Origin of the sequence: Cytobacillus sp. (assembly GCF_032154635.1) — a bacterium.
Taxonomy (GTDB): domain Bacteria; phylum Bacillota; class Bacilli; order Bacillales; family Cytobacillaceae; genus Cytobacillus.
In genome coordinates, this window is the sequence record NZ_JALDXW010000006.1 from 83,781 (window position 1) to 108,589 (window position 24,809).

Below are 24,809 nucleotides of genomic sequence, written 5' to 3' on the forward strand. Positions count from 1 at the left end.
ACAATTTTGGAACATATATTAGGTAATGAGTGGGAGATTGTTCCCGCGGGCGGGGCGACAGGTGAAGCTTTTTTTGCTAAGCATAAAGGGCAGCAGCTGTTTTTAAAACGGAACACATCACCATTTCTTGCTGTACTATCCGCTGAGGGAATTGTTCCTAAGCTTATTTGGACAAAAAGACTGGAAAATGGGGACGTGATCACTGCACAGCAGTGGGAAAGCGGAAGGGAACTCAAGCAAGCAGACATGAACAATGAACGAGTCGCTAAGCTGCTGAAAAAGATCCACGGCTCCAAGCCTTTACTTAGCATGCTTGAAAGATTAGGAAAATCCCCGCTAACTCCAGAAATCATCCTTCAAATCATCGAAGAAGATTTGGATGCTGAATTAAGGGATATGGATGTAATTATTCAATCAATCGAATTTTTAAGGAAGGAAATTGACCATATTCATTGTGAAGAGATGACTGTATGCCATTGCGATGTGAATCATAACAATTGGCTGCTAGCAGAAAACAACCAGTTATATTTAATTGATTGGGATGGGGCAATGATAGCTGATCCTGCCATTGATCTTGGCATGCTATTGTACTGGTATATTCCGAAACACGAATGGGACGGGTGGATTATTCGGTACGGTTTAACTCTTACAGATGATTTACAATTAAGAATGAAATGGTATGTCATTGCTCAAACAATTAATTCCATCCAATGGCATAAAAGCAAAAGCCGTTTTGAGGAAATGGATAGATGGGTCCAATTCCTCATTGAACTTCATAGAGCCTATGAAAATTGATTAATTGAATTAACCCATCCAGATAATTCCTGCTGGTGCATTTCAATATGGTTGTCTAAATGAGATGAGTTTATTCCATTCTGACTGTAATTATATATTTCTTCTAAAACTGTTTTTGCATGTTGATCTACATTCGGACTGCTAATTAATGATTTAACTAATCGTTCAAGCTGTTCACATTCTGATACTGACCCGCAACAATCTATTTGATGGTTGCTTAATATATCTTTTAATAAATTTAGCTGATCCTGCTGATTGATTGGCATGATTGACACCCTTTCAACTATTATAAAAGGAATTCACCTTAGGTTGTGAGTTCCTTTTTCGATTTATACATGCTTCATTAGGAAAGAGTTTCTGTGAAAAAATAAATTGTCGGACTGCATAATTGAACAAACCATTATGTACGAAGTAATAACCAGCGCAGTGAAATTAGGCAGACCGTCATTTACATGTTTGGTTGGTAGCAGATACTCATGATAATCTTTTAGTTGCATCACTGCCATTTGCATGATAAGGTTTGAGCGATATAACTTTTATAGGAGTGTAAGTATGAGACAAAGAAATAAACCATGGGCAAAGGAAAAGCTTGCTGAGTATCCGCAATATGTCATTCAATCCCCTGATCAATGGAAGGGGAAATGGCATGAAGTATTTGACAAAAAGCAGCCGCTTCATATAGAAATTGGAACAGGAAAGGGCCGTTTTATAAGCGGGATGGCGAAGGCAAATCCCGATATTAATTATATTGGAATTGAGTTACAAGACAGCGTGATAGTAACCGCCCTTGACCATATTATTGAAGCTGAATTACCGAATGTAAAACTTATGAATGTAAATGCGAATGATCTTCATACATTTTTTGAAAAAGGAGAAGTGGACAGGGTGTACTTGAATTTTTCTGATCCTTGGCCGAAATCCCGTCATGCGAAGCGGAGATTAACTTACAAAACCTTTCTTAAAATTTATGAGGAGATCTTAGTTGATCAAGGAGAAATCCATTTCAAAACAGACAATCAAGGATTATTTGAGTATTCCTTAATTAGCTTTTCCGAATATGGATTGCTGTTGAAATATGTAAGCCTTGACCTTCACAATAGTAATTTTGAAGGAAATATTATGACTGAATACGAAGAAAAGTTTTCTAATAAAGGAAACCGTATTTATCGCTGTGAAGTTCAATATAGATAATGGTTCGCTTATCCAATCGGATAAGCTTTTTTGATTGATGGAATACTTATTAAAAAGGGTTAAGATGTTGTGCAAATCCTCTGTCACAGCTATTTTTTAATTAATAGTTAACCTTTAATAATATGTTATAATCAGTGATAATACAGAAAATTGTGTATATTATTCTAAGAAATTAATAGTGGAAGGAATAGTACATATTATGATGACTGAAAATGATGTTTGGTTTGAAGAAAATCAAGGGACTGGATGGATTATACTAAATCGTCCTAAAGCTTTAAATGCATTATCCCTTCGGATGGTTAAAGATATTTATAAGCAACTAAGGGTGTGGGCCCATAATGAAAGCATTGCATTGGTTTGTATAAAGAGTCAAAGTGAAAAGGCATTTTGTTCAGGTGGAGATGTGCGGGCTGTATACGAAAGTGTTAAATTACATTCTGATAGGACGGTTCCTAAAGAATATTTTATAACAGAGTATAAAATGGACTTACTCATTCATGAATACAACAAGCCTATACTAGTTTTTATGGATGGTATCGTAATGGGAGGAGGTGTAGGTCTCTCTGTTGGCGCTCGATTTAGAATAATCACAGAAAAAACGAAATGGGCCATGCCTGAAATGAATATTGGCTTTTTTCCTGATGTAGGGGCGAATTATTTTCTTAATCAAATGCCTGGTAGAATTGGATTATATCTCGCATTAACAGCAAAGATAATTATGAAAGGGGATATTATTTCTACAAATATGGCCGATTATTATCTTGAAAGTAGTAGGTGGATAGAAGTAGAGGAGTTTATAAAGGCACATACATGGACATCAGAAAATGTAGAAAATGAATTGGTTAAATGTTTAGAAAGTATTTGTATAAGGTCTGATCAACTCCCTCATGATTTAAACGTAGAAAAGATTAACCATTATTTTCAATATGAAACGATAGAACAAATCATACACTCATTGGATGTAGCTGCCAGTAATGGAGATGATTGGGCATCCGAAACGAAGAACACTCTTCTTAAGAAATCACCTACATCACTAAAAGTTACTTTAGAATTAATGAAGAGAGGGAAAGGCAAGACCCTTAGGGAGAGTTTTGCAATGGATACTGAAGTTGCTCTAAACTTTTTACATACTGAAGATTTCTTTGAAGGGGTACGGGCAGTATTGGTTGATAAAAATCATATGCCAAAATGGAAACCAGCTTCTTTTAGCGAAATTAGTAATGAAAATATTAGCCAATTCTTTCAAGTTGATTGGAAAAATGGATGTAATCCGTTTAATAGCCATAACGATCATTAGTGGAAATTACGCTGCTAAAAAAGGAGAGGTTATATGAAGTTAGAAAAACATTTGCTCTCTATCTTAGAATCACTCCATGATGCAGTTATTGTTATTGTAAGGGATAGTACAATCGTTTTTGTAAATAAAGCGTATTCGGAACAATTTAAAGTTCCCGCTAAAAAGATTATTGGCAGAAAGTTAAAGGACATAGAAGGGGATTCGCGGATCCTAGAAGTATTAAAAAGTGGTAAATCCTTAATCAATGATTGCAGTTACGTTCATTCACTAAAAAAGGATGTATGTGCAAATATTACTCCATTAATTGAGAATGGTGAAATGATTGGGGTGGTTACAATCATGAAGGATATTACGGAACTCACTAAAGTCCAGGACGAATTAACAAAATATAAAAGGGACGTGTCCTATCTTCAAGAGCAATTAGATAGAAGATATTTTTATAAACTTGAAAGTAAATCGAGGGGAATGCAAAAGGCTGTTCAGTTATCAAAGCAAGTGGCAGATACTGATGCATCAGTTATTCTTTATGGAGAAAGTGGAACCGGTAAAGAAATTTTTGCAAATTCAATTCACGAAGCTAGCAAAAGAAATAATAAGCCATATATTGCAATTAATATTGCTTCAATACCTGATTCGTTGTTTGAAAGTGAAATGTTTGGGTATGAAGAAGGATCTTTTACTGGGTCTAGGAAAGGCGGGAAAAAAGGACTTCTTGAAATGGCAAATGGCGGTACACTCCTTCTAGATGAAATAGGAGAAATGTCATTAAATTCGCAAGCGAAGATCCTTAGAGTCATCCAAGAGCGAAAATTTCAAAAAGTGGGTGGAACAAAGCTTTATCCGATTGATGTAAGAATCATATGTGCAACCCATAGAAATTTAAAAGATATGATCAAAGCAGGTCAGTTTAGAGAGGATTTATATTATCGAATTAATGTCGTTCCAATCCATATTCCCCCTCTACGGAATAGAAAGGAAGATTTGTCCTTTTTATCAAATACAATTCTCAATGAATTATGTTTGAAATATAGTAAGCATGTAAGAATGAGTGAAGAAGTATTACGTATTATGGAACAGTATGATTGGCCAGGAAATGTTAGAGAACTAGTGAATGTTTTAGAAAGAATGCTAGTCGTCTGTACAAAACAATTTTTAGAATTAGACGATCTTCCAGATTATTTCTACTTAGATAGACACCCTTCCTCAAATAATTCTAATTCATCTATTGCATCACCCTTGTTTACAACTAAGTTAGACGTTCTTTTGGAAAAAATGGAAAAAGAACATATTGAATTTATTTTAAAAAATGCTCGAAATCGAACGGAGGCCATTCAGAAGTTAGGGATAAGCAGAAAATCCTTTTATACGAAACTGAAAAAATATCAAATTGAATAATAATGAAATAGTTTTAATTCCTTGTTACATTTTATTATAAATTTACATCGATTGTGGCATGAAAATTGCATTGAATTTTATAATAACTTTGACAAGGAGGAAAAAACAAATGAAGGTTGATATACAGAGAATGAAAGATGAGCAGGCAAAAATTATCTATCAGGAAACAGCTGGATTGGCTATTATCACTATACACAGACCACAAAAAAGAAATGCATTAACTGCAAATATGTGGAAATATTTATCTGGAATTGGACAAAAGATATTAGAAAATCCCAAAAATAAGGTTGTGATTTTAAGGGGGGCAGGGGAACAATTTACAGCCGGTTCTGATATCAGTGAGTTTCATCAAATGTCACTGGAAGAGGCTGAAAACTCCTTTAGCTTAATGGAAAAGGCTATTTCGACTTTTGAAAATTTACCAATTCCAACAATAGGAGTTATTAATGGTCCTGCAATGGGAGCGGGTCTTGAGTTGGCCTTAGCCTGTGATTTGCGGATTGGTTCCAGTAAGTCCCGATTAGGTATTCCTGTAGGGAAATTGGGAATAACATTAAACAATAAATTTGCACAACGTCTTGTTAATCTAATAGGCCCTAGTCTAACGAAGGATTTAGTTTATACAGGCCGAGTGCTAAAAGCGGAAGAAGCTTACCGTTTAGGAATGATCAATTACTTGGTACAAGATGATGTATTAGATCGTTATTCCATAAGGATGGGTAAGCTGGTAGCTTCTCAGGCACCATCTTCATTACTAGCTGTTAAGCAATCTGTCAATCAATGCGTGAATAGTGTACCAGTATTATGGGAGGGATCGACTCCTTTTGTAGATAAATATGATTTTCCGGAAGGAGTAGCTGCATTTGTTGAAAAACGAATCCCTCGTTTTTCTCGACGCTCAATTTCAAATTAAAGGTATATTACTGTTGTCGCCTACTTGGTTATATGTCAATTCACCTCAGAATGTTAACCTGATTTTTAAAGGAAGCTCATCTTCTTCTAGGGCTTCCTTTCTCTATTTTGTTTACTGAAATATTGATAGAGGATAGTTCAATATTTAGATAATCAAGAAAATGTTGATAAATTTCCATTTGCAATGCTGTTAATTTCTCAAAAATATTATTATGAATGGGAAGTCTTATGGATACGTTTAAATTTAGCTTGGGGAGTCCTTGTAGCTGGATCGAAACGGATTCGTAATTTACAAATTCTTTAAATTTCACACAGATATATTCAACAAGTTGTTTAAAAACTTTTTTATGGATATTAATCGTTCCATGATGGAAATCAGGATAAACGATTGTTGTTTCTCCAATTCTTTCCTTCTTTGTTGAAAAGACCTCCACCCCCTTATAGATTAATTTTTTAAAGAAATTTTGATCAACTTGCTTATACGGTATGGGGATCACATGCTTTCCCTCTGTATTTCTTACATATTGTGCTATTTTGATTTCACTGGATGATCGAATGTTTTCAACATAGTAATAATGTTTGATTTTACCTAATTCAAGACGCTTGGCTATTAAGTTGACCATTTTATCTGAAGTTCCAATGATTAGGATCTTGCCAATAAAATGATTGCGAATGGCTTGTTGAACTTCTTTCTTATGCTGCACGTCAAAAAAAGTAGCTCTTTTGACTGCTGAAATATAATTCTTTTCAAACTTAGCAGATGAACCAGCAATTTTTTGCCCGTTCAAAACTAAGAGGCCATCATCTATGATAGCTGGAATCCTTTTTTTATACGCGAAAGATAGCGCACTAGTACTTTTCCCTGTCCCACTTGCTCCACTTAACGTATAAATTTCCACTGTTTCCACTCCTTTATGTCTATTTTTTCCAGTGATTGATAGAACCAAATTGAAAGTAGTTGATAAGCTCACTACTCATTATAAAGTAAAGAGTCTGTTTAATATATGGAATATTTTTAATTTTGTTATTTTAGAAGAGGCAGAAGGAGTCCTAATTGCATTGGATTTTTTTGTTTCTATTTGATAACAACTGTATCAAGAAGAAACAAAGTTGTATCATCTGGAAACAGTTATTTCGAGGGTTTAAAGGTTGTAGATGAAACTAGATGATCCAATGGAACTCTATTTAGGAAAAAATAGATATTTGTTTTTTGGCACGAAAATTGCAAGTGTAAATTTGAAGGTCAAGAAAAAATAGGAGTGATAATTATGGGAAAGGTCAGGTATGAGAGGAAAAATAACATTGGGATTATCACTATTGATTCCCCCCCTGTGAATTCCTTAGACCGCGATGTTTTTAATAAGTTAGAGGAAGTTGTTCTGCAACTAGAAGATTGTGTAAGAGTCGTTATTATCGAAGGTGCTGGTACAAAGGCGTTCGTAGCAGGCGCAGATATTAAAGAATTCCCAGGATTAACATCTGAAGAAGGGGAAGCGCTTTGTTTAAGAGGGCAGGCAGTATTTAATCGAATAGCTGCTCTTTCACAGCCAGTGATTGCTGCTATTGATGGATTCACATTAGGTGGGGGTCTAGAGCTTGCACTTGCTTGTGATATTCGAATGGCTTCTAATCGTTCACAATTTGGTCTCCCAGAAGTAAAGCTTGGAATTATCCCTGGTTATGGCGGTACACAAAGACTGCCTCGACTGATCGGACAAGGAATGGCGAAGAGGCTAATTTTTTCAGGTGAGTTTATTTCGGCTGATACAGCATATAAATATGGCCTCATTGAGGAGGTAATAGAGGACGATGTACTATCTAAAGCAATTGAGCTAGCCAATATTATCGCTTCAAGAGGACCGATTGCTGTACAGAAAGCGAAGGAAGCAATCAATGTGGGAGCGGAAATGACTTTAAATGAAGCCCAACAAATTGAAGCGAAATTATTTGGAGAAATCTGTTTAACAGATGATAAAGAAGAAGGCGTATCTGCATTCTTGAAAAAAAGAGAGCCATTATTTAAAGGAAATTAAGGAGGAAAATCTTATGAAAACAATAGGTGTAATTGGTTTTGGAACAATGGGGTCAGGCATTTCACAAGTTTGTGTGGAGGCAGGGTACCAAGTAATTGCAATCGAACAGGAAAAGGCATATTTTGATCGGGGCTTAAAACAAATAAGTAAAAATTGGGCAAGGGCTATTGAAAAAGGAAAAGCTAACAAAGAAACAATAGAGGGGTACGAACAATTATTAAGTACTTCTACTGAATGGGAAAGTATTGCAGATGCTGATTTTATCATTGAAGCAGTAAGCGAAGATATGGGGTTGAAAAAGGAAGTTTTTAAGAGGATTGATCAAATGGTTAATGAGAAAGCAATTATTGTAAGTAATACATCTGGATTAAGTATTACAGAAATTGCAAGTGTAATGAAAGATCCGGGTAGAGTAATGGGGTTCCATTTTTTTAATCCAGTGCCAGTAATGAAGTTGGTAGAACTTATAAAAGGATATGATACTACTGAAGAAACTTATCAAAGGTCAAAAGAGCTGGTTGAATCTCTTGGGAAAGAAGCTGTTGCAGTAAAGGAATCACCATTGTTCGCAGTAAATCGCATTTTGGTTCCTATGATTAATGAAGCAATATTTGTGTTACAAGAAGGTGTCGCAAGTGCTGATGATATAGATAAAGGGATGAGGCTAGGAGCAAACCATCCAATCGGACCGCTTGCTCTAGCCGATTTAATCGGATTAGACACGCTATTATTTGTTCAGGATTCATTATATGAAGAAACACAGGATTCAAAATATCGAGCAGCACCGCTGCTTAGAAAATTAGTTCGAGCCGGACATTTAGGAAGAAAAACAGGAAAAGGTTTTTATGAATACTAAGTGTTTGATAATAGTAGAGACAGATTAAAGATGCCTATTGAACAGAGGAGGAAAAGAGATGACAACCACGATTGGAGAGATAATAGAATGGACGGCACATAATTACCCTGATAAAACAGCACTCATTTATAAAGAGAAAAAGCAGCAATTTACATTTTATGAATTAAATATAAAAATAAATCAATTTGCCAACGCATTAGCAGAATTAGGGGTACAGAAAGGAGATGTGGTTTCTACCTTTCTCTATAACAATAGTGAATTTGTCATTGCATTATTTGCTTCGGCAAAACTTGGAGCGGTCTTTAATCCTATTAACTATCGATTAACAGCAAATGAACTTCAGTTTATTTTAAACAATGCTCGTTCGAAGGTGCTTTTGTTTGAAAGGGAAGTGGCAGAAGTTGTAAAAGAGACCATCCAATTAGGAATAAATGTTGAACAGTTTGTATACACAGATGAAAATGCTCCAAATGGTTCACTTGATTTTTATAAAATGTTAGAAAAAAGTAATGGGGCAGCACCAGATGTTCAAGTAACTGAAAATGATACGTATATCATGATGTACACAAGCGGAACAACTGGACGACCAAAAGGTGTAATCCATAAACATCGTGACATGATTCATCATAATTTTTTAATGATTGAATGTATGAAATTAAATAAAAATGATATCGGATGCTCGGTTGCACCCTTAAATCATACAGCGGAGCTTCATACTTCATTTCTTCCGAGAGTGATGGTAGGGGCAACTACTATTATCATGCATCATTTTGAAGCAGAAAAGGTGCTAAGAACAATTGAAAAAGAAAAAGTAACTCATATCTTTGCTGCACCAACAATGGTGAATATGCTACTAAATGTAAAGAGTTTTGACTCATTTGATTTATCCTCTCTGAGATTATTAGGATACGGGGGAGCGTCAATGGCTCCAGTATTAATCAGGAGATTTCAAGAGAAAACAAATGCAGATCTGGTGCAGATGTTTGGTACAACAGAAATGGGACCTGTAATGAGCGTTTTATATCCAGATGAACAGCTGACCAAGGCAGGCTCTGCTGGAAAAGCCATACTTACCCATCAAATAAAGATTAGCCGTATTGAGGAGAATGATAGACCTACAAATCCCGAAAATGAATGTTTAGTTGGTGAAATTGGTGAAATTTTAGTCAAAGGTCCTTGCATGATGAAAGAATATTATTGCCGTCCAGAAGCAACCGAAAAGGCGCTTGCTTACGGCTGGTATCATACAGGGGATATGGGGTATGTAGATGCAGAAGGCTATATTTGGATTAAAGACCGTATGGATTACATGATCAACACGGGAGCTGAGAATGTATACCCAAGAGAAGTAGAGGACCAAATTCTTGAACATCCAGAGGTATTAGAAGTAGCGGTAATCGGCAAAAGCGATCCAATCTGGGGAGAAACGGTTGTTGCGTTCGTAGTCAAAAAAGCAGGTAGTCATATTACGAAAGAAACGATTGATAGGTTTCTAGTCGAGGGAAAAAAACTAGCAAAATATAAGAGACCGAGAGAGTATTACTTTGTGGAAAGTCTTCCGAAAACTACTAGTGGAAAAATGCAAAAGTTTGTCCTTACAAAACAGCTTTCGGAATATAGCGGGGAGGGAGTACAATGAACGCGGAAAAGCTTTTAAATAATTTTGACTTATCAGAAGATCATCTTCAAATTAAACAGGAGATTTACCGTCTAGCACAGGAACGGATAAAACCAAGAGCAATTGAAATTGATGAACAAGCGGAATATCCAATGGATATTTTACATCTCCTTTCGGAATATGGATATATTGGCGCAAATATGCCAGAAGAATATGGTGGACTGGGGCTTGATTTACTTAGCTTTTGCTTGATTGTCGAGGAGATTTCCCGCGTTTGTGCCTCTTCTTCACAGGTAGCCGTTGTACAGGAATTAGGCTCATTGCCAATTATTATCGGTGGAAATGATGCTTTGAAAAAAAGATTTCTTCCGGATTTAGCGAATGGACAAAAAATTGCGGCTTACGCTTTGACAGAACCTGATGCAGGGTCCGATGTAAAGAGCTTAAAAACTCGCGCTGAGCGAGATGGAGATTCATATATTCTAAATGGGCAAAAGATGTTTATTAGCAATGGCGGTGTAGCAGATGTATATTCAGTTTTTGCGCAGACGGATAAAGGAATTACGGCTTTTGCAGTAGAGAAGGATACCCCTGGCTTTGTTGTAGGAAAGCTGGAAAAAAAGATGGGAATCAAAGGGTCACCAACTGCTCAACTATATTTTGATCATTGCAGAATTCCTATAGAAAATAGGATTGGTGAAGAGGGGGATGGATGGATAATCGCTATGAAAACCTTTGATAAGTCCAGGCCAACAGTTGCTGCACAAGCTCTAGGAATTGCTCAAGGGGCATACGATGCTGCATTACAATATGTACAAGAAAGACAACAATTTGGGAAAAACATTTCTTCCTTTCAAGCTATTCAATTCATGCTTGCAGATATGGCAACACAGATAGAAGCTGCACGTGGTCTTGTGTATAAAGCTGCTTCAAAGGTGAATGAACTTTCAGCTACAGGGAAAAACCCAGAATTGACACAATCATCCTCAATGGCAAAAATGTTTGCTGCAGATGTTGCAATGAAGGTGACGACAGATGCTGTACAACTTCTAGGAGGATATGGATTCATTCAGGAGTACCATGTTGAAAGAATGATGAGAGATGCGAAAATAACACAGATTTATGAGGGGACAAATCAAATTCAGCGAGTTATTATCGCTAGAACAATCTTAGGAGGGAAATGATGGGGAATGTAAAACTATTATTTATTCATGGTGCAGGGGGAACAAGGAGCAAATGGAGATCACTTAGAATTCCCTCATCATTACTATATGAAGTAATAGATCTGCCTGCGCATGGAGAGAACGAGTATAATATTATTTCTTCTATTCAAGATTATGCGGCATATATTGATCAATCTATTCAAGAAGATACGATTGTTGTAGGACACTCAATGGGGGGGCTAATAGCCATTGAATTAGCTGCTCGAAACAAAAAAGTGAAAGGATTAGTCCTTGCTGCAAGCTTTTATGAACTACCAGTACATCCGAAAATACTTGATAAGTTAGCAGATGGTGAATTTCCGGATTCTCTTTTTTATGCATCGTATAGTAATGAGGTGTGTGCATCTTTATTAGAAGAGGAAAGAAAAGAGTTGAGCTTAGTGCCAATAGAAATCACTCATGCAGATTTCCAAGCATGTAATGAGTATTCAGAGGGCAGGGAGGTATTATTATCACTACAAATTCCAGTATGTGCTATTTTAGGTAGTCAAGATAAGCTTTTGCCTAGGGGAGCAGGGGATTTACTAAGAAAAATAAAACCTACTATCCATGTTTCAGAAATTGAGGGTTCAGGTCATTATGTAATGTTGGAAAAGAAAGAGGCATTTCAGATAGCATTAAATAAGTTTGTGGAAATAGTTGAGAAACAAACAGTATAAATGCTAGTGGTTTTAAACATAGGAATCACTATGAAAAAAGTGTCGTTATAAGTAATAAAACGAATTGCAATATGAAGGGGTGGGAAGATGGGCCTGTATAAAAAGAGGAAAGATGGCAGTGAACAACCTTCAATGCTAGGACCTTTAAAGTTAAGGTTGCCATTTATTCATTATAAAATAGAATATCCTGATTGGATTCAAGGTGCAATATTATGTGTAGTTCCAATGGGGATAACAGCTGTAATGATGGATGTGCTAGGTATTCCATTTGAATTGGCGATTGCTTTCGTCATTATTAATAACTTTCTTTATCTGCTCCATACCCATTTTGGTGATCCCTCAATTGCTGGGTGGATCACAGCGGGGATTCCGTTGTATGTTGGGTTTTTGGTTGGTTTTCCAGAAGGAGAAGCAAGAATTCTTGCATTAATAGCACTACAATTAACAGTGGCCCTCATTTTTTTATTAATGGGACTATTTAAAGGGGCGGACATTTTAGTTAAACGACTGCCGACCTCATTGAAAGCGGGTATTTTGTTAGGGGCTGGGTTTGCTGCCGTTTATGGGGAGTTTTCAGCTAATGGTCGTGTTTGGACAATGCCAGTTACCATCCTGGTAGGAGCAGCTTTTGGCTTTTTTATGATGTTTTCTAAAACAGCCGCACCTCTTAGGGAAAAATATTCATTTTTTCGGTATATCGCTCAATTTGGTATAGCTATCCCATTTGCAGTATCTTATATTATTGGTTTGGTCATCGGCGAAGTAGCTGCCCCAAATATTTCATGGGACTTAGTACCACTCCCAATAGGTGAAATCATTGCTAATTATAGTATCTTCGGAGTAGGATTTCCACCAGTTGAATATTTCCTGAAAGCGCTACCAATGGCGATTGCAGCTTATATTATTGCATTTGGTGATATATTAGTAGTCAGTTCCCTTCTAAATAGTACGAACGAAATACGGAAGGACGAAAAGATTGTTTTTAATGCTAGCAGAAACAGTATAATTGTTTCAATTCGTAATTTTATTGAAGGGATATTTATGCCTTATCTGCCTTTATCAGGTCCGCAATGGACTGCTGGACAGGTGCTTGTTGTAAATAGGTTTATGAGTAATGGCCGTAGTCAAGTGGATAGCTATTGGGGAGGAGCAACAGGGATATTTTGGGGAATGAGTATTGCACTAATGCTTGGACCTATTGTTTCAATTTTTCAGCCTGGAATAAATATTGGAATGGCACTGACCATGCTCATTCAAGGGTATCTATGCGGCTATCTGGCAATGGACGTATTAAAAGAGAAGGGCACTCTAGAAAAAGGAATTGCAGTAATTATAGGTGCGGTTCTAGCAACACAAGGTGCAGCTTGGGGACTTGGTGTCGGAATTGTACTATGGCTTCTTCTAGAAAGAAATTGGTTTAAGAATGGAGACAGGGAGGTACCTGAAACAAAGTCAGCATAGATATTTGCCGATAGAAGGTTTTGAATATTCAGACAAAAAGCGAATTACCCTGTCCTTATTACTATAATTTTAAAGCGATAGCTTTGAAGTTAGAAAATGGTCTTGTTTTTGTGTGTTCTCATAATAGGAGGTTATTAACTTGCTTTATATTGATGGCAAATGGACTGAATCAGAATCACAAAAAAGATTTCCAGTTTTTAATCCAGCAGATGGGAAGGAAATTAATAAAGTGGCAGACGGAAATAGAAATGATACAAAACAAGCGATTAAAGCTGCTTCGTCGAGTTTTCATAAATGGTCGCGACTAACTGCATATGAACGTTCTAATTATTTATACAATGCATATGAAATCATGATGCAGCGTAAAGAAGAACTTTCGCAATTAATGACCATTGAGCAAGGAAAGCCATTGAAATCTTCACGTAATGAGGTTCAATATGCTGCTGATTTTCTTTTATGGTATGCAGAAGAGGCAAAGCGCGTTTATGGCGAAGTGATTCCTTCGTCAAGACGAGACCAGAGGTTTATCTCAATTCGAAAGCCAATAGGAGTAGTAGGTGCAATTACCCCATGGAATTATCCGGTCTCTATGATTACCCGGAAAATTGCTCCAGCTCTTGCAGCGGGCTGTACAATTGTCTTAAAACCTGCAGAAGAAACACCATTGTGCGCAATGGAAGTATTTAAAGTTTTTGATGATGCTGGGATTCCTAATGGGGTAGTAAATTTAATTTCCTCAACAAATGCTGAACTGGTTGGTGATGAGTTATTAACTAATCCTGCTGTTAAAAAGATAACATTTACTGGATCAACTGAGGTAGGAAAGCTTATTGCTGAAAAGGCAGCAAGGAATGTAAAAAGAGTTTCTATGGAACTAGGGGGGCATGCGCCCTTTATCGTTTATGAGGATGCCGACCCTATCCGTGCAGCAAAGGGAGCAGCACTTGTGAAATTTCTAAATACAGGGCAAGCATGCATTAGCCCAAATAGGATATTTGTACATCGTTCAATTGCGGAGGAATTTACAAATACACTTATTAATAGAGTTAGAAACTTAAGGGCTGGGAATGGGTTGGAGGAAGGTATTAGTATTGGTCCACTTGTGAATGAAGCTGCGATTGAGAAGGTTGATGGACAAGTAAAGAATGCGGTTGAAATGGGAGCAACCATTGAATTAGGTGGATATAGACTGTTGGATAAGGGGCTAGATAAAGGCGTTTTTTATGCACCAACAATTCTATCGGGGGTTCATAAAGATATGAGGATCTTCCGGGAAGAAACATTTGGTCCGATTGCTCCGATAGTTATATTTGACAATAATGAGGAAGTAATAGAGATGGCCAATGAAACGAATTACGGTCTGGCTGCATATGTTTACACGAAAGATATTTCGCAAGCGATGAAAGCTTTTGAGGAACTGAACTTTGGCATAATTGGCATCAATGATATTAACCCAACAGCTGCTTCAGCACCTTTTGGGGGGATGAATGAAAGTGGATTGGGGAGGGAAGGAGGGAAGGAAGGGATCGCAGAGTATCTTGAAACAAAACTGGGTGGATTTTCAATCTAGATTTATATGTTAATTATCTTGCATAGATTATTTAAGAAAATGTAGACTGAATCATTAATATTTAAATTGGAAATATCAGGAAAACACATCCCGTAGAGCCAAGCAAATTTTCTGCGAGATGTGTTTTTAGAAAGTAATTAGGAAGAACATAGCTAAGTTGTCCAACATGTATAGCAATGTGCTAATTTTGGGTACTCTTCTGCTAGCTTAGTTTATATGCATCCAAGATGATGCCAGTTCCTGCATCCGCAATAAACTCATATTGTTCGTGCGCTTCACCGTCTTTTCTTGAAATGCCTCCCCGATATACTTCATATGCTAAATGTCCCTTTTTATAGGGTTCCTTCGTCATTTGGATCCATGAGCCGCTAATCGGCCCATCTTTCTTGAATGCTTCCTTTGCATTAGCTAATGCTCGTTCAGGAGAAATAGACGTTTTCTGTGCCAATAGCTCCCTTGCTGCATATCCACCTGCTAATCCGACTCCAACACCTAATAAAAATGATTTCCAGTTCATATGATTCACCCCCATAAAGAAATATTTAGATTAATTTTTCTAGGCTCCGTATCCATCTTACCAAAAATTACGAGATGTTAAAAATTCTATTAGTGGCAAGTGCTGTGAAAGTTCTGTAAAATAAAAGAATACATACTATTATTCTAATTCAAGGAGATAAACGATGAACGATAAAACATTGGAGCTCTTCAAAACATTAACGGAACTGCCTGGCGTGCCGGGAAATGAACATCTTGTCAGAAATTTTATGCGTGAGCAGCTTAGCCAGTATGCGGATGAAGTAGTTCAGGATAAGCTGGGCGGTATTTTCGGGGTGAAAAAAGGCGACGAAAATGGACCGACAATTATGGTGGCGGGCCATATGGATGAAGTTGGTTTTATGGTCACCTCCATAACAGAGAATGGGATGATTCGTTTTCAAACACTTGGTGGATGGTGGAGCCAAGTGCTACTTGCACAAAGGGTGCAAATTATGACAGATAATGGACCTGTGATCGGTGTCATTGGCTCGATTCCCCCGCATCTTTTAGACGAAACAAAGCGCAGCAAGCCGATGGAAATTAGTAATATGCTGATTGATATTGGTGCCGACGATCGGGAGGATGCGAAGAAGATTGGTATTAAGCCAGGACAGCAAATTGTCCCTATATGCCCATTTACACCGATGGCAAATGAAAAGAAAATCCTAGCAAAAGCCTGGGATAATCGTTATGGCTGTGGATTAGCAATCGAATTGCTTGAAGAAGTAAAGGATGTAAAAATTCCGAACATTCTTTATTCTGGAGCAACGGTTCAAGAAGAGGTTGGATTAAGAGGTGCACAAACAGCAGCTAACATGATCAACCCTGATCTATTTTTTGCAATGGATGCAAGTCCTGCGAATGATATGTCAGGTGATAAAAATGAGTTTGGCCAATTAGGAAAAGGAACGCTTTTAAGAATTCTTGACCGTTCAATGGTGACCCATCGCGGCATGAGAGAATTTGTCTTAGATACAGCTGAATCAAATAAGATTCCTTACCAATACTTCGTTTCCCAAGGCGGTACAGATGCGGGCCGTGTCCATGTCTCGAATGAAGGTGTCCCAAGTGCAGTAATTGGGATTTGCTCCCGCTATATTCATACACATGCTTCAATCATTCATATTGATGATTATGCAGCTGCAAAGGAATTAATTGTCAAGCTAGTGAAAGCATGTGATCGTACAACAGTTGAAACCATTCGACAAAACAGTTAGGCTGTGGGGAGGCAACCATATGTTGCCTCTTTTTTGTATTAAATAAATTGTCGGTTGGCGTACTGAACAAGCCTTTATGACGAAAGGAATAACCAGCACAGAGAAGTATGCCAACCGACATTTACATGTTTGGTTAGGAGAGACCCATAAAAGTTTTATATTTTAGTAAAAAGGAGCTGCTATCATGAAAATCATTATTGGATCCAAAAATCCTGCGAAGGTAAAAGCGGTTCAGGATGTATTTCAAAAGTATGGAGCAGAATATATGACCTTAGACATACCATCTGGGGTGAATAATCAGCCATTTTCAGATGAAGAAACAATTAAAGTGCAATAAACAGAGCCTATGGAGCGCTAGAGGCAGGAAATGGAGATATCGGTATTGGCCTCGAAGGTGGCGTTCAAGACACTGAATTCGGCCTTTTTTTATGTAACTGGGGTGCACTTGCAGAGAAAGGAAAGCCGCCGATTATTGCTGGAGGAGCGCGGATTCCGCTGCCTGATGCTATTGCTGCAAAATTAGCAGCTGGTGAAGAACTTGGCCCTGTGATGGATGATTTTACAAATAAGAATGACATTAGGAAAAAAGAAGGAGCAATTGGTGTTTTTACAAATGGAGAGATTAGCCGTTCTGACATGTTCTCACATGTTATGAAGCTTTTGGTCGGGCAGTTTGAATATCGGAAAAAATAGTAGGTCATAAGCTCTTTATTTTTCTCCCTTTTATAGGACGTTATTTAAGATAAGCCTGACAATTCCAAAAGAAGGGTTGTCAGATTATTAGGAAGAAATGTATGATAGAAAAGTATGATGGAGTTCCCAGCAAGGAGGAAAAAAGTATGAGAAACATATCGAAAGCTGCCTTGCTCTTATTTACTGTTGTTTTACTGCTAAGTGCTTGTTCTGCTTCTTTAAAAGAAGAGCAAAAAGCTGCTAAGGATGCTGTAAATGAGGCATTCAAGGACACACCAAAAGAAGTTAACAACAAAAATGAAGATATATCGTTTTATCTGCCTTTTGGTGTGGAAGTGAAAGAAAAATCGCCTAATAATATCATTTTGAAAAATGGCTCAAAAACATATATTCTTTTTTATAATCAGCATGAGGGTCCAGAAAGTAAAGTGGTATATGAAGCGACAATGAAGCAAAAGGACTATGATTTAAACGAAACATTTGAAAAAGATCAGCATTTTGGGTTTTTATTAATTAAGAATACAGATAAAAAAATGAATGAAATGACGATTGGTGTTGGCGGTGTAAAAATAACTTCGCAGTCGAAAACAAAACAATTGTCATCTGATGCGGCAATTATGAGTGAGATTGTTAATTCAGTTACGATGAAATAAAATAAAGCGAAGAGGGGCATCCCCTTACGCTTTATTTATTTTCATTGGTTTAGAATTTTGTTATGATCAGAATATATGAGGAGAATTTTGACGATAGAACTGTCCGCATAGGAGGAAATAAATATGAAAAAGCTTGAATCAATGGAACAATTTGAACAATTTAAGGAAAATGGAAAATATATCTTTATGTTTTCAGCAGACTGGTGTCCGGATTGCCGCATAATCGAACCTATCATGCCTGAAATTGAAGCAAAGTATCAAGAATACACGTTTGTTTATGTTGACCGTGATCAGTTTATCGATCTGTGTGTTCAGCTTGAGGTGTTTGGTATTCCAAGCTTTATTGGCTTTAATAATGGGCAGGAAACAGGCCGTTTTGTCAGCAAAGATCGTAAAACCCAAGAAGAAATTGAAAATTTTATAGATGGCCTAAGTGAATAGAAAGCAGTAAATCTCCCCATCCTTTATCGATGGGGGTTTTTCATGTACAATATTAGTTGGAATAGCTCCTTTAAGGAGGGACTTATATGAAAATGGATAGTATAAAAATGAAGAACGAATTAGAAAAACGATTACTTCATTCGAATCGTTCTTTATCTTTCGATAAGAAGAAAGATGAACTGAGAATTGAAAATAAACAGACAGGTAAAGGGATCACAATTTCCTTACCGGGTATTATCGCCAAGTGGGAAGTACAAAAGGAAAAGGCGATTGATGAAGTGGTTTACTATGTAGAAGAAGGACTTCAAGCGATGGAAGGAGATATTCAGCTTTCGGGGCAGGAGAAAAACATCTTTCCGGTTATTCGTTCCACCTCTTTTCCTTCTGAATCTGAAGAAGGGAACTCCTTCTTATTTGATGAGCATACAGCAGAAACTAGAATTTATTATGCACTTGACTTAGGCACAACCTATAGGCTAATCGATAAAAAACTCATGGAGAAAGAAGGGTGGGTTCACGATAGAATCAAGGAAACAGCTCTATTTAATGTACGCTCTCTTTCTACAGATATGAAAAGTGATGAGGTTGCTGGAAATACGTACTACTTTCTGAATAAAAATGATGGGTATGATGCGAGCAGAATATTAAATGAACCATTTATTAAGAAGATGGAGCAGAGAATAGAAGGCTCTATGGCGGTGGCTGTTCCCCATCAAGATGTATTAATCATAGCAGACATTAAGAATGAGACAGGATATGATATACTTGCCGAGCTAACAATGAGCTTTTTCGCCAGCGGTCGTGTACCAATAACTGCGTTATCCTTTCTTTATGAAAATGGAGAATTTGAACCAATTTTCATCCTTGGGAAAAATCGAAAACAATAAATATAATTACTTATATGAGGATCACTTCTAGTGGTCCTTTTTGTCTAAAAGTTAAGGAGTTATAAACTTCGAATCAGAGATTGTCATGCTCTAGCGCCTATTAAACTTCAGATCGTCTCCCTGAGATTAGTCAGCTTCGATTCGCTCACGCTCATCATGGTTCCTTGATCTCAGTTGAAGCCCTTCAGCGTTTGTACGGTGTTGATTATGGTGCTATCGCTTTTCGTATTTTTTTCTCCAAACTTTGCGAAATACTGCTAAAATAAGAAAGATAGAATGAAAGAAAGAGTTGGTATACATTGAGTTTGTTTAAAAAGTTTTTTCAATTATTTAGGAATGATGAAGAAGATTATAAAGATGAGGTAAGTCAAGAATACATGGATCATCAGCGGATGAAAAGACAACATGAAATGCCAAAAGAGATTGATGCAAAAATCGTGTATCAATACCCAAAGGGCCAATTTCGTTTCCCGTTAATTCCTGATGAGCCAAAGAATAGAGAGCCAAGAGTGAGGCAGGCAAATAAAAGAGAGCCAGTGGAAAAACGAGAAGCAGCTGAGTCCATTTCAACTCCTTCTCAACCGTCTAAAAAGTCGAAAGAAAGGTCCGAACCAGTAAAAAAGAGAGGACCGTTTAGACCAACGGAAATTCCTTCTCCGATATACGGCTTTGATCGTCCAAAAGCAAAAATGAGAATGACAGAACAACATAAGGATGTTGAACCAATAGAATACGAATTAAACGATTCATTTAAAATGGGGGATACATCTGCAGTCGAAGAAATAGAGGTTTACGAAAACAATAATTATGGACCAAATCATCCGCAGGATGTAGCTGAAAATGAAATAGATCTTCCTTCAAATCATGAGGGAATTCATCCGGAAGCGTTAGTAGAAGAGCCTGAACAGAATATGGAAGAGCCCTATCCTATTTATAGAGAAGTTGAAGAAAGAGAAGAAACCGAGGCAGTGACAGAAGAAATAAATCATTCTTCAGAAAGTCAAGAGGAGATTGCCGAGAAAGTGAAACCCGTTTCTTCAGCAAGAAAGCATATTCCATTTAATGTAATCATGCTTAACCAAGATAAAAAAATTCTGGCTGAGAATATCAACCCTTTCAAATCAGAATTAGAAGCGGCGCGTCCTTCTGCTGCAAGAGTTGAATCGGTTCCTCCTAGCGATAAACAAATGCAAGATGAGGGAATTTCCTATTATAAATTTCCATCAAAGGCACTCCTGACCCCTGCTATCGATCAGGAAGAATCATCTGAATGGATACAGGAACAGGAACATTTATTGAACTCTACTTTAACAAACTTTAATGTACATGCGAAAGTAGTTAATATTACGCAAGGCCCATCCGTAACGAGGTATGAAGTCCAGCCTGAGCCAGGTGTAAAGGTAAATAAAATCACAAATCTTTCTGACGATATTAAATTAAGCCTTGCTGCAAGGGACATTAGGATTGAAGCCCCAATTCCCGGTAAGCATACCATTGGAATAGAAGTGCCAAATAAAAAGAGCAGACCCGTATATATAAGCGAAATTATCAATAGTCCTGAATTTCGTAACAGTACCTCGCCATTAACAGCAGTCCTAGGGCTAGATATTGCTGGCAATCCGATAGTAACAGATTTAAGAAAGATGCCTCATGGATTAATTGCAGGAGCAACAGGGTCAGGAAAAAGTGTATGCATCAATTCAATATTAGTCAGCTTATTATATAAGGCAACGCCTGATGAATTAAAGTTAATCCTAATTGATCCAAAAATGGTTGAATTAGCACCATATAACCGCATTCCACACTTAGTTAGTCCGGTTATAACAGATGTGAAAGCCGCAACTGCTGCATTAAAATGGGCTGTAGAAGAAATGGAACGTCGGTATGAGTTATTTGCCCATGCAGGTGTAAGAGATATTAATCGCTTTAATGAACTGGCTATGGAGCATAAACGTTATGCCGATAAGCTTCCGTTCATGGTTATTATTATTGATGAGCTTGCTGATTTAATGATGATGTCACCTGCAGATGTCGAGGAAGCCATCTGTCGAATTGCTCAGAAAGCAAGGGCGTGTGGCATTCATTTGATCATTGCTACACAAAGACCGTCGGTGGACGTCATTACAGGCTTAATCAAAGCAAATGTTCCAACTAGAATTGCTTTTTCTGTTTCATCGCAAATAGATTCACGGACGATCATTGATATAAGCGGAGCTGAAAAGTTGCTTGGCCGTGGAGATATGTTATTCTTAGAAAATGGCAGCTCTAAACCAGTTCGCCTCCAAGGCACTTTTGTGTCTGATAATGAAATCGATGATGTCGTGGCACATGTAAGAAAGGAAAGAGAGCCTGAGTATTTATTTGAACAGGAAGAGTTATTGAAAAAGGCACAAGTGCTCGAGGAAGAGGATGAGCTTTTCTATGAGGCATGTGAATTCGTTGTGGATCAAGGAACAGCCTCAACCTCTAGTCTCCAAAGAAGATTTAAAATTGGCTATAACCGTGCTGCACGGTTAATCGATATGATGGAAAAACAAGGAATGATCTCTGAGGCACGAGGAAGCAAGCCGCGTGATGTTCTTATTACCGAGGCGGATCTTGAATCCGTCCAAGGTACTAGTACAATAAATTAATCCATGGTATTCTTTACTTGCATGTAAAAAATAATAAGAATAAATATTTGTTAATTACTGAGGAGCTTTTAGAAATGAAAGAAATTGAGTTAAAACTTCAAGGGAAAATTAAACGTCTAACAAACCAGACATTTAAATTCGATGAACGCGTGAAGGACGGTTGGTTTTCTGCTGTTTATTTTTTAAAGACGAGAGAGATCGTGAATAAATACAAGAAGGATAACATTGTCACGATGCAGTTCTTTCAAAAAAATCATGCGGTATTATGTGGAACAGATGAAGTGATCGCACTTCTTAAAACTTTTGCTGATAATCCCGATGAACTTGAAATATATTCATTAAAGGATGGCGATCAAATATCACCATTCGAAACAGTGTTAACCATTACAGGTCAATACCAGACGTTCGGCTACCTTGAAGGTGTGATCGATGGAATTCTTTCAAGACGGACATCTGTCGCTACAAACGTATATAATGTTGTTAAGGCGGCAAGTGCTTCAGGAAAGCAGAAGCAAGTAATCTTCATGGGTGATCGCGACGATCACTATATTACACAGGCTGGAGATGGATATGCAGCCCATATTGGCGGGGCAACAGCTCAGGCGACCCATGCTATGAATGAGTGGTGGGGAAAACAAGGCATGGGGACCATGCCGCATGCCCTTATTCAACTATTCAATGGAGATATTGTTGCTGCAACTAAAGCTTATCAAGAAACCTTCCCTGAAGATGATCTAGTTGCTTTAGTGGATTACAATAATGATGTAATTACGGACTCTCTCAAAGTTGCAAGAACATTTGGCAAGGATTTAAAGGGAGTTCGCTTAGATACTTCAAGAACATTGATTGACCAATACTTCTTACGTAATCAGCATCTGTTAGGTACGTTCGACCCTAGGGGTGTAAATGCAGAATTAGTATTCGCCCTTAGAAACGCTTTAGATGAAGAAGGATTTACCCATGTGAAAATTGTTGTTAGCGGCGGATTTAATGAATCACGGATTCAGGAATTTGAAGAAAGAGGCGTCCCAGTTGACACATACGGGGTTGGAAGCAGTTTATTAAAAATTAACATCGGATTTACAGGTGACAATGTGTTAATTAATGGAAAACATGCAGCTAAAGCAGGCAGACGGTATCGGCCAAACCCAAGACTAGAAAAAGTAGAATAAATAAAAAAGAAAGCATAGGGACAATCGTTAAGTAGATTGTTCCTAGCTCCTGCTTGACGGTAAAAAGGGACTACTTTTCATCCTTTTTATTACATAGTTATTAACGATAAATAATGGTATAATGATTGAATATGAATTTTAAATGGATAATTTATTGTCTTTTAAAAATTTATTCTGCTTAAAAAGCATGTCTTAGATTGAGATGTGCGCAAAACTAGATAAATGTCATATACTGTTTTACAGATATACGATGGTTGGAGGTTCTTTATATGACTATTTACCATTTCGTAGGTATTAAGGGGTCTGGAATGAGTGCCTTGGCTCAAGTTCTCCATGATATGAATTTTCAGGTTCAAGGCTCAGACTATGAAAAACATTTCTTTACTCAATTGGCCCTTGAGCAATCTGGAATAAAGATCCTTCCCTTTCAAAAGGAAAATATACAGCCAGGTATGACGATTATTGCCGGGAATGCGTTTCCGGATACTCATGAAGAAATACAGGAAGCGATGAAGCTTGGCTTGCCAATTATACGTTACCATCGCTTTTTAGGTGACTTTATGAATAACTTTACGAGTATCGCCATTACTGGTGCACACGGGAAAACGTCAACTACAGGCTTGCTTGCTCATGTAATGAAAGGTGCAAAGCCCACTTCATTCCTAATTGGAGACGGTACAGGAAGAGGAGAAGAGAACGCGGAGTATTTCGTTTTCGAGGCATGCGAATATAGAAGACATTTCTTATCCTATTTCCCTGATTATGCAATCATGACAAATATTGATTTTGATCACCCAGATTACTTTGCCAATATTGACGATGTATTTTCTGCTTTCCAGGAAATGTCATGGCAAGTAAATAAGGGTATTTTTGCATGCGGAGACGATGAACATTTGCAAAAAATTCAAGCGAAAGTTCCCGTTCTTTTTTATGGATTCGGTGAAGAAAATGACTTTCAAGCGCGGAATATCATTAAAACAACAGAAGGAACAACATTTGATGTCTTTGTTAGAAATACTTTTTATGAAACGTTCTCCATTCGTTCCTTTGGGGACCATAATATCCTAAATTCACTGGCAGTTATTGCAATTTGCCACTATGAAGAAATCGACTCTCGTATTGTTCAAGAATATCTTCAATCCTTTGAAGGGGTAAAAAGAAGATTCTCTGAAAAAGAAATTGGAACGCAAATTATCATAGATGATTATGCACACCATCCAACAGAAATCAAGGCAACAATCGATGCGGCCAGACAAAAGTACCCAGAACGGGAGATTGTTAGTGTTTTTCAGCCTCATACATTTACTAGAACACAAACCTTCCTCGATGATTTTGCGGAAAGTTTAAATTTAGCAGATAAAGTTTATTTATGTGAAATCTTTGGATCTGCACGGGAAGTTCATGGACAGCTTTCCATTGAGGACTTAAAAGAAAAAATTCCTGATGCCGAAATCCTGTTAGAGGAAGAAACTTCTATTTTGAAAACACATGACAATGCCGTTATCATTTTTATGGGGGCAGGAGATATTCAGAAGTTTCAGGAAGCATATGAAAAACAGCTATAAA

22 protein-coding genes and 1 pseudogene are annotated in these 24,809 nt (G+C 37.4%); 20 read left to right on the forward strand and 3 right to left on the reverse strand.

Annotated elements, in window-relative coordinates:
• Window positions 1-6: 6 nt before the first annotated feature.
• Entirely contained in the window at window positions 7-795 is a 789-nt protein-coding gene (locus RUH74_RS06555) for a phosphotransferase family protein (protein WP_313799474.1), read from the forward strand.
• Here RUH74_RS06555 and RUH74_RS06560 read toward each other — a convergent pair.
• Window positions 783-1,061: a YtzH-like family protein gene (locus RUH74_RS06560; RefSeq protein ID WP_313799475.1), complete on the reverse strand. Its 279-nt coding sequence runs from the start codon at window positions 1,059-1,061 to the stop codon at window positions 783-785. The two genes, RUH74_RS06555 and RUH74_RS06560, sit on opposite strands and share 13 nt — an antisense overlap.
• A gap of 286 nt (window positions 1,062-1,347) precedes the next feature.
• Here RUH74_RS06560 and trmB point away from each other — a divergent pair, with 286 nt between their 5' ends.
• The 4 genes from trmB to RUH74_RS06580 all read left to right on the forward strand — a co-directional run bounded on the left by trmB (window position 1,348) and on the right by RUH74_RS06580 (window position 5,591).
• On the forward strand, window positions 1,348-1,986 hold the full coding sequence (gene trmB, locus RUH74_RS06565) for a tRNA (guanosine(46)-N7)-methyltransferase TrmB (protein WP_313799476.1): 639 nt from the start codon (window positions 1,348-1,350) through the stop codon (window positions 1,984-1,986).
• Between the two features lie 199 nt (window positions 1,987-2,185).
• Window positions 2,186-3,283: an enoyl-CoA hydratase/isomerase family protein gene (locus tag RUH74_RS06570; RefSeq protein WP_313799477.1), complete on the forward strand. Its 1,098-nt coding sequence runs from the start codon at window positions 2,186-2,188 to the stop codon at window positions 3,281-3,283.
• Window positions 3,284-3,316: 33 nt separating this feature from the next.
• Window positions 3,317-4,678 carry a sigma-54 interaction domain-containing protein gene (locus tag RUH74_RS06575; RefSeq protein WP_313799478.1) on the forward strand — a complete coding sequence of 454 codons (1,362 nt, stop codon included), beginning with the start codon at window positions 3,317-3,319 and terminating at the stop codon, window positions 4,676-4,678.
• Window positions 4,679-4,787: 109 nt separating this feature from the next.
• A complete protein-coding gene (locus RUH74_RS06580) occupies window positions 4,788-5,591 on the forward strand; it encodes an enoyl-CoA hydratase/isomerase family protein (RefSeq protein ID WP_313799479.1) in 804 nt (267 codons plus the stop codon).
• 76 nt (window positions 5,592-5,667) lie between these two features.
• Here RUH74_RS06580 and RUH74_RS06585 read toward each other — a convergent pair whose 3' ends face one another.
• Complete coding sequence (locus RUH74_RS06585) at window positions 5,668-6,489, reverse strand: hypothetical protein (protein ID WP_313799480.1); 822 nt, start codon at window positions 6,487-6,489, stop codon at window positions 5,668-5,670.
• A gap of 369 nt (window positions 6,490-6,858) precedes the next feature.
• Here RUH74_RS06585 and RUH74_RS06590 point away from each other — a divergent pair, with 369 nt between their 5' ends.
• From RUH74_RS06590 to RUH74_RS06620, 7 genes are all read left to right on the forward strand, one after another.
• Window positions 6,859-7,623, forward strand: a complete 765-nt coding sequence (locus tag RUH74_RS06590) for an enoyl-CoA hydratase/isomerase family protein (protein WP_313799481.1) — start codon at window positions 6,859-6,861, stop codon at window positions 7,621-7,623.
• Window positions 7,624-7,636: 13 nt separating this feature from the next.
• Window positions 7,637-8,479, forward strand: a complete 843-nt coding sequence (locus tag RUH74_RS06595) for a 3-hydroxyacyl-CoA dehydrogenase NAD-binding domain-containing protein (protein WP_313799482.1) — start codon at window positions 7,637-7,639, stop codon at window positions 8,477-8,479.
• A 58-nt stretch (window positions 8,480-8,537) separates the two neighbouring features.
• Entirely contained in the window at window positions 8,538-10,118 is a 1,581-nt protein-coding gene (locus RUH74_RS06600) for a long-chain-fatty-acid--CoA ligase (protein ID WP_313799483.1), read from the forward strand.
• Window positions 10,115-11,281: an acyl-CoA dehydrogenase family protein gene (locus RUH74_RS06605; RefSeq protein ID WP_313799484.1), complete on the forward strand. Its 1,167-nt coding sequence runs from the start codon at window positions 10,115-10,117 to the stop codon at window positions 11,279-11,281. Before RUH74_RS06600 ends, RUH74_RS06605 begins: the two co-directional genes overlap by 4 nt.
• Window positions 11,281-11,979: an alpha/beta fold hydrolase gene (locus tag RUH74_RS06610; RefSeq protein WP_313799485.1), complete on the forward strand. Its 699-nt coding sequence runs from the start codon at window positions 11,281-11,283 to the stop codon at window positions 11,977-11,979. The genes RUH74_RS06605 and RUH74_RS06610 overlap by 1 nt, the downstream gene beginning before the upstream one ends.
• A gap of 87 nt (window positions 11,980-12,066) precedes the next feature.
• Window positions 12,067-13,440, forward strand: coding sequence for a hypothetical protein (locus tag RUH74_RS06615; RefSeq protein WP_313799486.1), 1,374 nt, complete (start codon window positions 12,067-12,069; stop codon window positions 13,438-13,440).
• A gap of 139 nt (window positions 13,441-13,579) precedes the next feature.
• A complete protein-coding gene (locus RUH74_RS06620) occupies window positions 13,580-15,010 on the forward strand; it encodes an NAD-dependent succinate-semialdehyde dehydrogenase (RefSeq protein WP_313799487.1) in 1,431 nt (476 codons plus the stop codon).
• 202 nt (window positions 15,011-15,212) lie between these two features.
• Here the strand turns inward: RUH74_RS06620 and RUH74_RS06625 are convergent, their stop codons facing one another.
• The gene (locus tag RUH74_RS06625) at window positions 15,213-15,527 is read right to left on the reverse strand and encodes a PepSY domain-containing protein (protein ID WP_313799488.1); all 315 of its coding nucleotides are present in this window, start codon (window positions 15,525-15,527) and stop codon (window positions 15,213-15,215) included.
• 163 nt (window positions 15,528-15,690) lie between these two features.
• On the opposite strand from RUH74_RS06625, the gene RUH74_RS06630 reads away from it, so the two are divergent.
• From RUH74_RS06630 to murC, 8 genes and pseudogenes are all read left to right on the forward strand, one after another.
• Window positions 15,691-16,764 carry a M42 family metallopeptidase gene (locus RUH74_RS06630; protein ID WP_313799489.1) on the forward strand — a complete coding sequence of 358 codons (1,074 nt, stop codon included), beginning with the start codon at window positions 15,691-15,693 and terminating at the stop codon, window positions 16,762-16,764.
• A 184-nt stretch (window positions 16,765-16,948) separates the two neighbouring features.
• Window positions 16,949-17,457: pseudogene (locus tag RUH74_RS06635) on the forward strand (DUF84 family protein).
• A gap of 146 nt (window positions 17,458-17,603) precedes the next feature.
• Window positions 17,604-18,110: a hypothetical protein gene (locus RUH74_RS06640; RefSeq protein WP_313799490.1), complete on the forward strand. Its 507-nt coding sequence runs from the start codon at window positions 17,604-17,606 to the stop codon at window positions 18,108-18,110.
• Window positions 18,111-18,233: 123 nt separating this feature from the next.
• On the forward strand, window positions 18,234-18,551 hold the full coding sequence (locus tag RUH74_RS06645; RefSeq protein WP_313799491.1) for a thioredoxin family protein: 318 nt from the start codon (window positions 18,234-18,236) through the stop codon (window positions 18,549-18,551).
• An 86-nt stretch (window positions 18,552-18,637) separates the two neighbouring features.
• Window positions 18,638-19,438, forward strand: coding sequence for a DUF1444 domain-containing protein (locus tag RUH74_RS06650; RefSeq protein ID WP_313799492.1), 801 nt, complete (start codon window positions 18,638-18,640; stop codon window positions 19,436-19,438).
• 377 nt (window positions 19,439-19,815) lie between these two features.
• Window positions 19,816-22,071, forward strand: a complete 2,256-nt coding sequence (locus RUH74_RS06655) for a DNA translocase FtsK (protein WP_483863901.1) — start codon at window positions 19,816-19,818, stop codon at window positions 22,069-22,071.
• A 74-nt stretch (window positions 22,072-22,145) separates the two neighbouring features.
• Window positions 22,146-23,243 carry a nicotinate phosphoribosyltransferase gene (locus tag RUH74_RS06660; protein WP_313799494.1) on the forward strand — a complete coding sequence of 366 codons (1,098 nt, stop codon included), beginning with the start codon at window positions 22,146-22,148 and terminating at the stop codon, window positions 23,241-23,243.
• A gap of 269 nt (window positions 23,244-23,512) precedes the next feature.
• A complete protein-coding gene (gene murC, locus RUH74_RS06665; protein ID WP_313799495.1) occupies window positions 23,513-24,808 on the forward strand; it encodes a UDP-N-acetylmuramate--L-alanine ligase in 1,296 nt (431 codons plus the stop codon).
• The last annotated feature ends 1 nt before the right edge of the window (window position 24,809 follow it).

Coding starts and splice junctions, on each gene's coding strand:
- RUH74_RS06560 (WP_313799475.1), bottom strand. CDS start 1,061: ATGCCAATCAATCAGCAGGATCAGCTAAATTTATTAAAAGATATATTA.
- trmB (WP_313799476.1), top strand. CDS start 1,348: ATGAGACAAAGAAATAAACCATGGGCAAAGGAAAAGCTTGCTGAGTAT.
- RUH74_RS06570 (WP_313799477.1), top strand. CDS start 2,186: ATGATGACTGAAAATGATGTTTGGTTTGAAGAAAATCAAGGGACTGGA.
- RUH74_RS06575 (WP_313799478.1), top strand. CDS start 3,317: ATGAAGTTAGAAAAACATTTGCTCTCTATCTTAGAATCACTCCATGAT.
- RUH74_RS06580 (WP_313799479.1), top strand. CDS start 4,788: ATGAAGGTTGATATACAGAGAATGAAAGATGAGCAGGCAAAAATTATC.
- RUH74_RS06590 (WP_313799481.1), top strand. CDS start 6,859: ATGGGAAAGGTCAGGTATGAGAGGAAAAATAACATTGGGATTATCACT.
- RUH74_RS06595 (WP_313799482.1), top strand. CDS start 7,637: ATGAAAACAATAGGTGTAATTGGTTTTGGAACAATGGGGTCAGGCATT.
- RUH74_RS06600 (WP_313799483.1), top strand. CDS start 8,538: ATGACAACCACGATTGGAGAGATAATAGAATGGACGGCACATAATTAC.
- RUH74_RS06605 (WP_313799484.1), top strand. CDS start 10,115: ATGAACGCGGAAAAGCTTTTAAATAATTTTGACTTATCAGAAGATCAT.
- RUH74_RS06610 (WP_313799485.1), top strand. CDS start 11,281: ATGGGGAATGTAAAACTATTATTTATTCATGGTGCAGGGGGAACAAGG.
- RUH74_RS06615 (WP_313799486.1), top strand. CDS start 12,067: ATGGGCCTGTATAAAAAGAGGAAAGATGGCAGTGAACAACCTTCAATG.
- RUH74_RS06625 (WP_313799488.1), bottom strand. CDS start 15,527: ATGAACTGGAAATCATTTTTATTAGGTGTTGGAGTCGGATTAGCAGGT.
- RUH74_RS06630 (WP_313799489.1), top strand. CDS start 15,691: ATGAACGATAAAACATTGGAGCTCTTCAAAACATTAACGGAACTGCCT.
- RUH74_RS06640 (WP_313799490.1), top strand. CDS start 17,604: ATGAGAAACATATCGAAAGCTGCCTTGCTCTTATTTACTGTTGTTTTA.
- RUH74_RS06645 (WP_313799491.1), top strand. CDS start 18,234: ATGAAAAAGCTTGAATCAATGGAACAATTTGAACAATTTAAGGAAAAT.
- RUH74_RS06650 (WP_313799492.1), top strand. CDS start 18,638: ATGAAAATGGATAGTATAAAAATGAAGAACGAATTAGAAAAACGATTA.
- RUH74_RS06655 (WP_483863901.1), top strand. CDS start 19,816: ATGGATCATCAGCGGATGAAAAGACAACATGAAATGCCAAAAGAGATT.
- RUH74_RS06660 (WP_313799494.1), top strand. CDS start 22,146: ATGAAAGAAATTGAGTTAAAACTTCAAGGGAAAATTAAACGTCTAACA.
- murC (WP_313799495.1), top strand. CDS start 23,513: ATGACTATTTACCATTTCGTAGGTATTAAGGGGTCTGGAATGAGTGCC.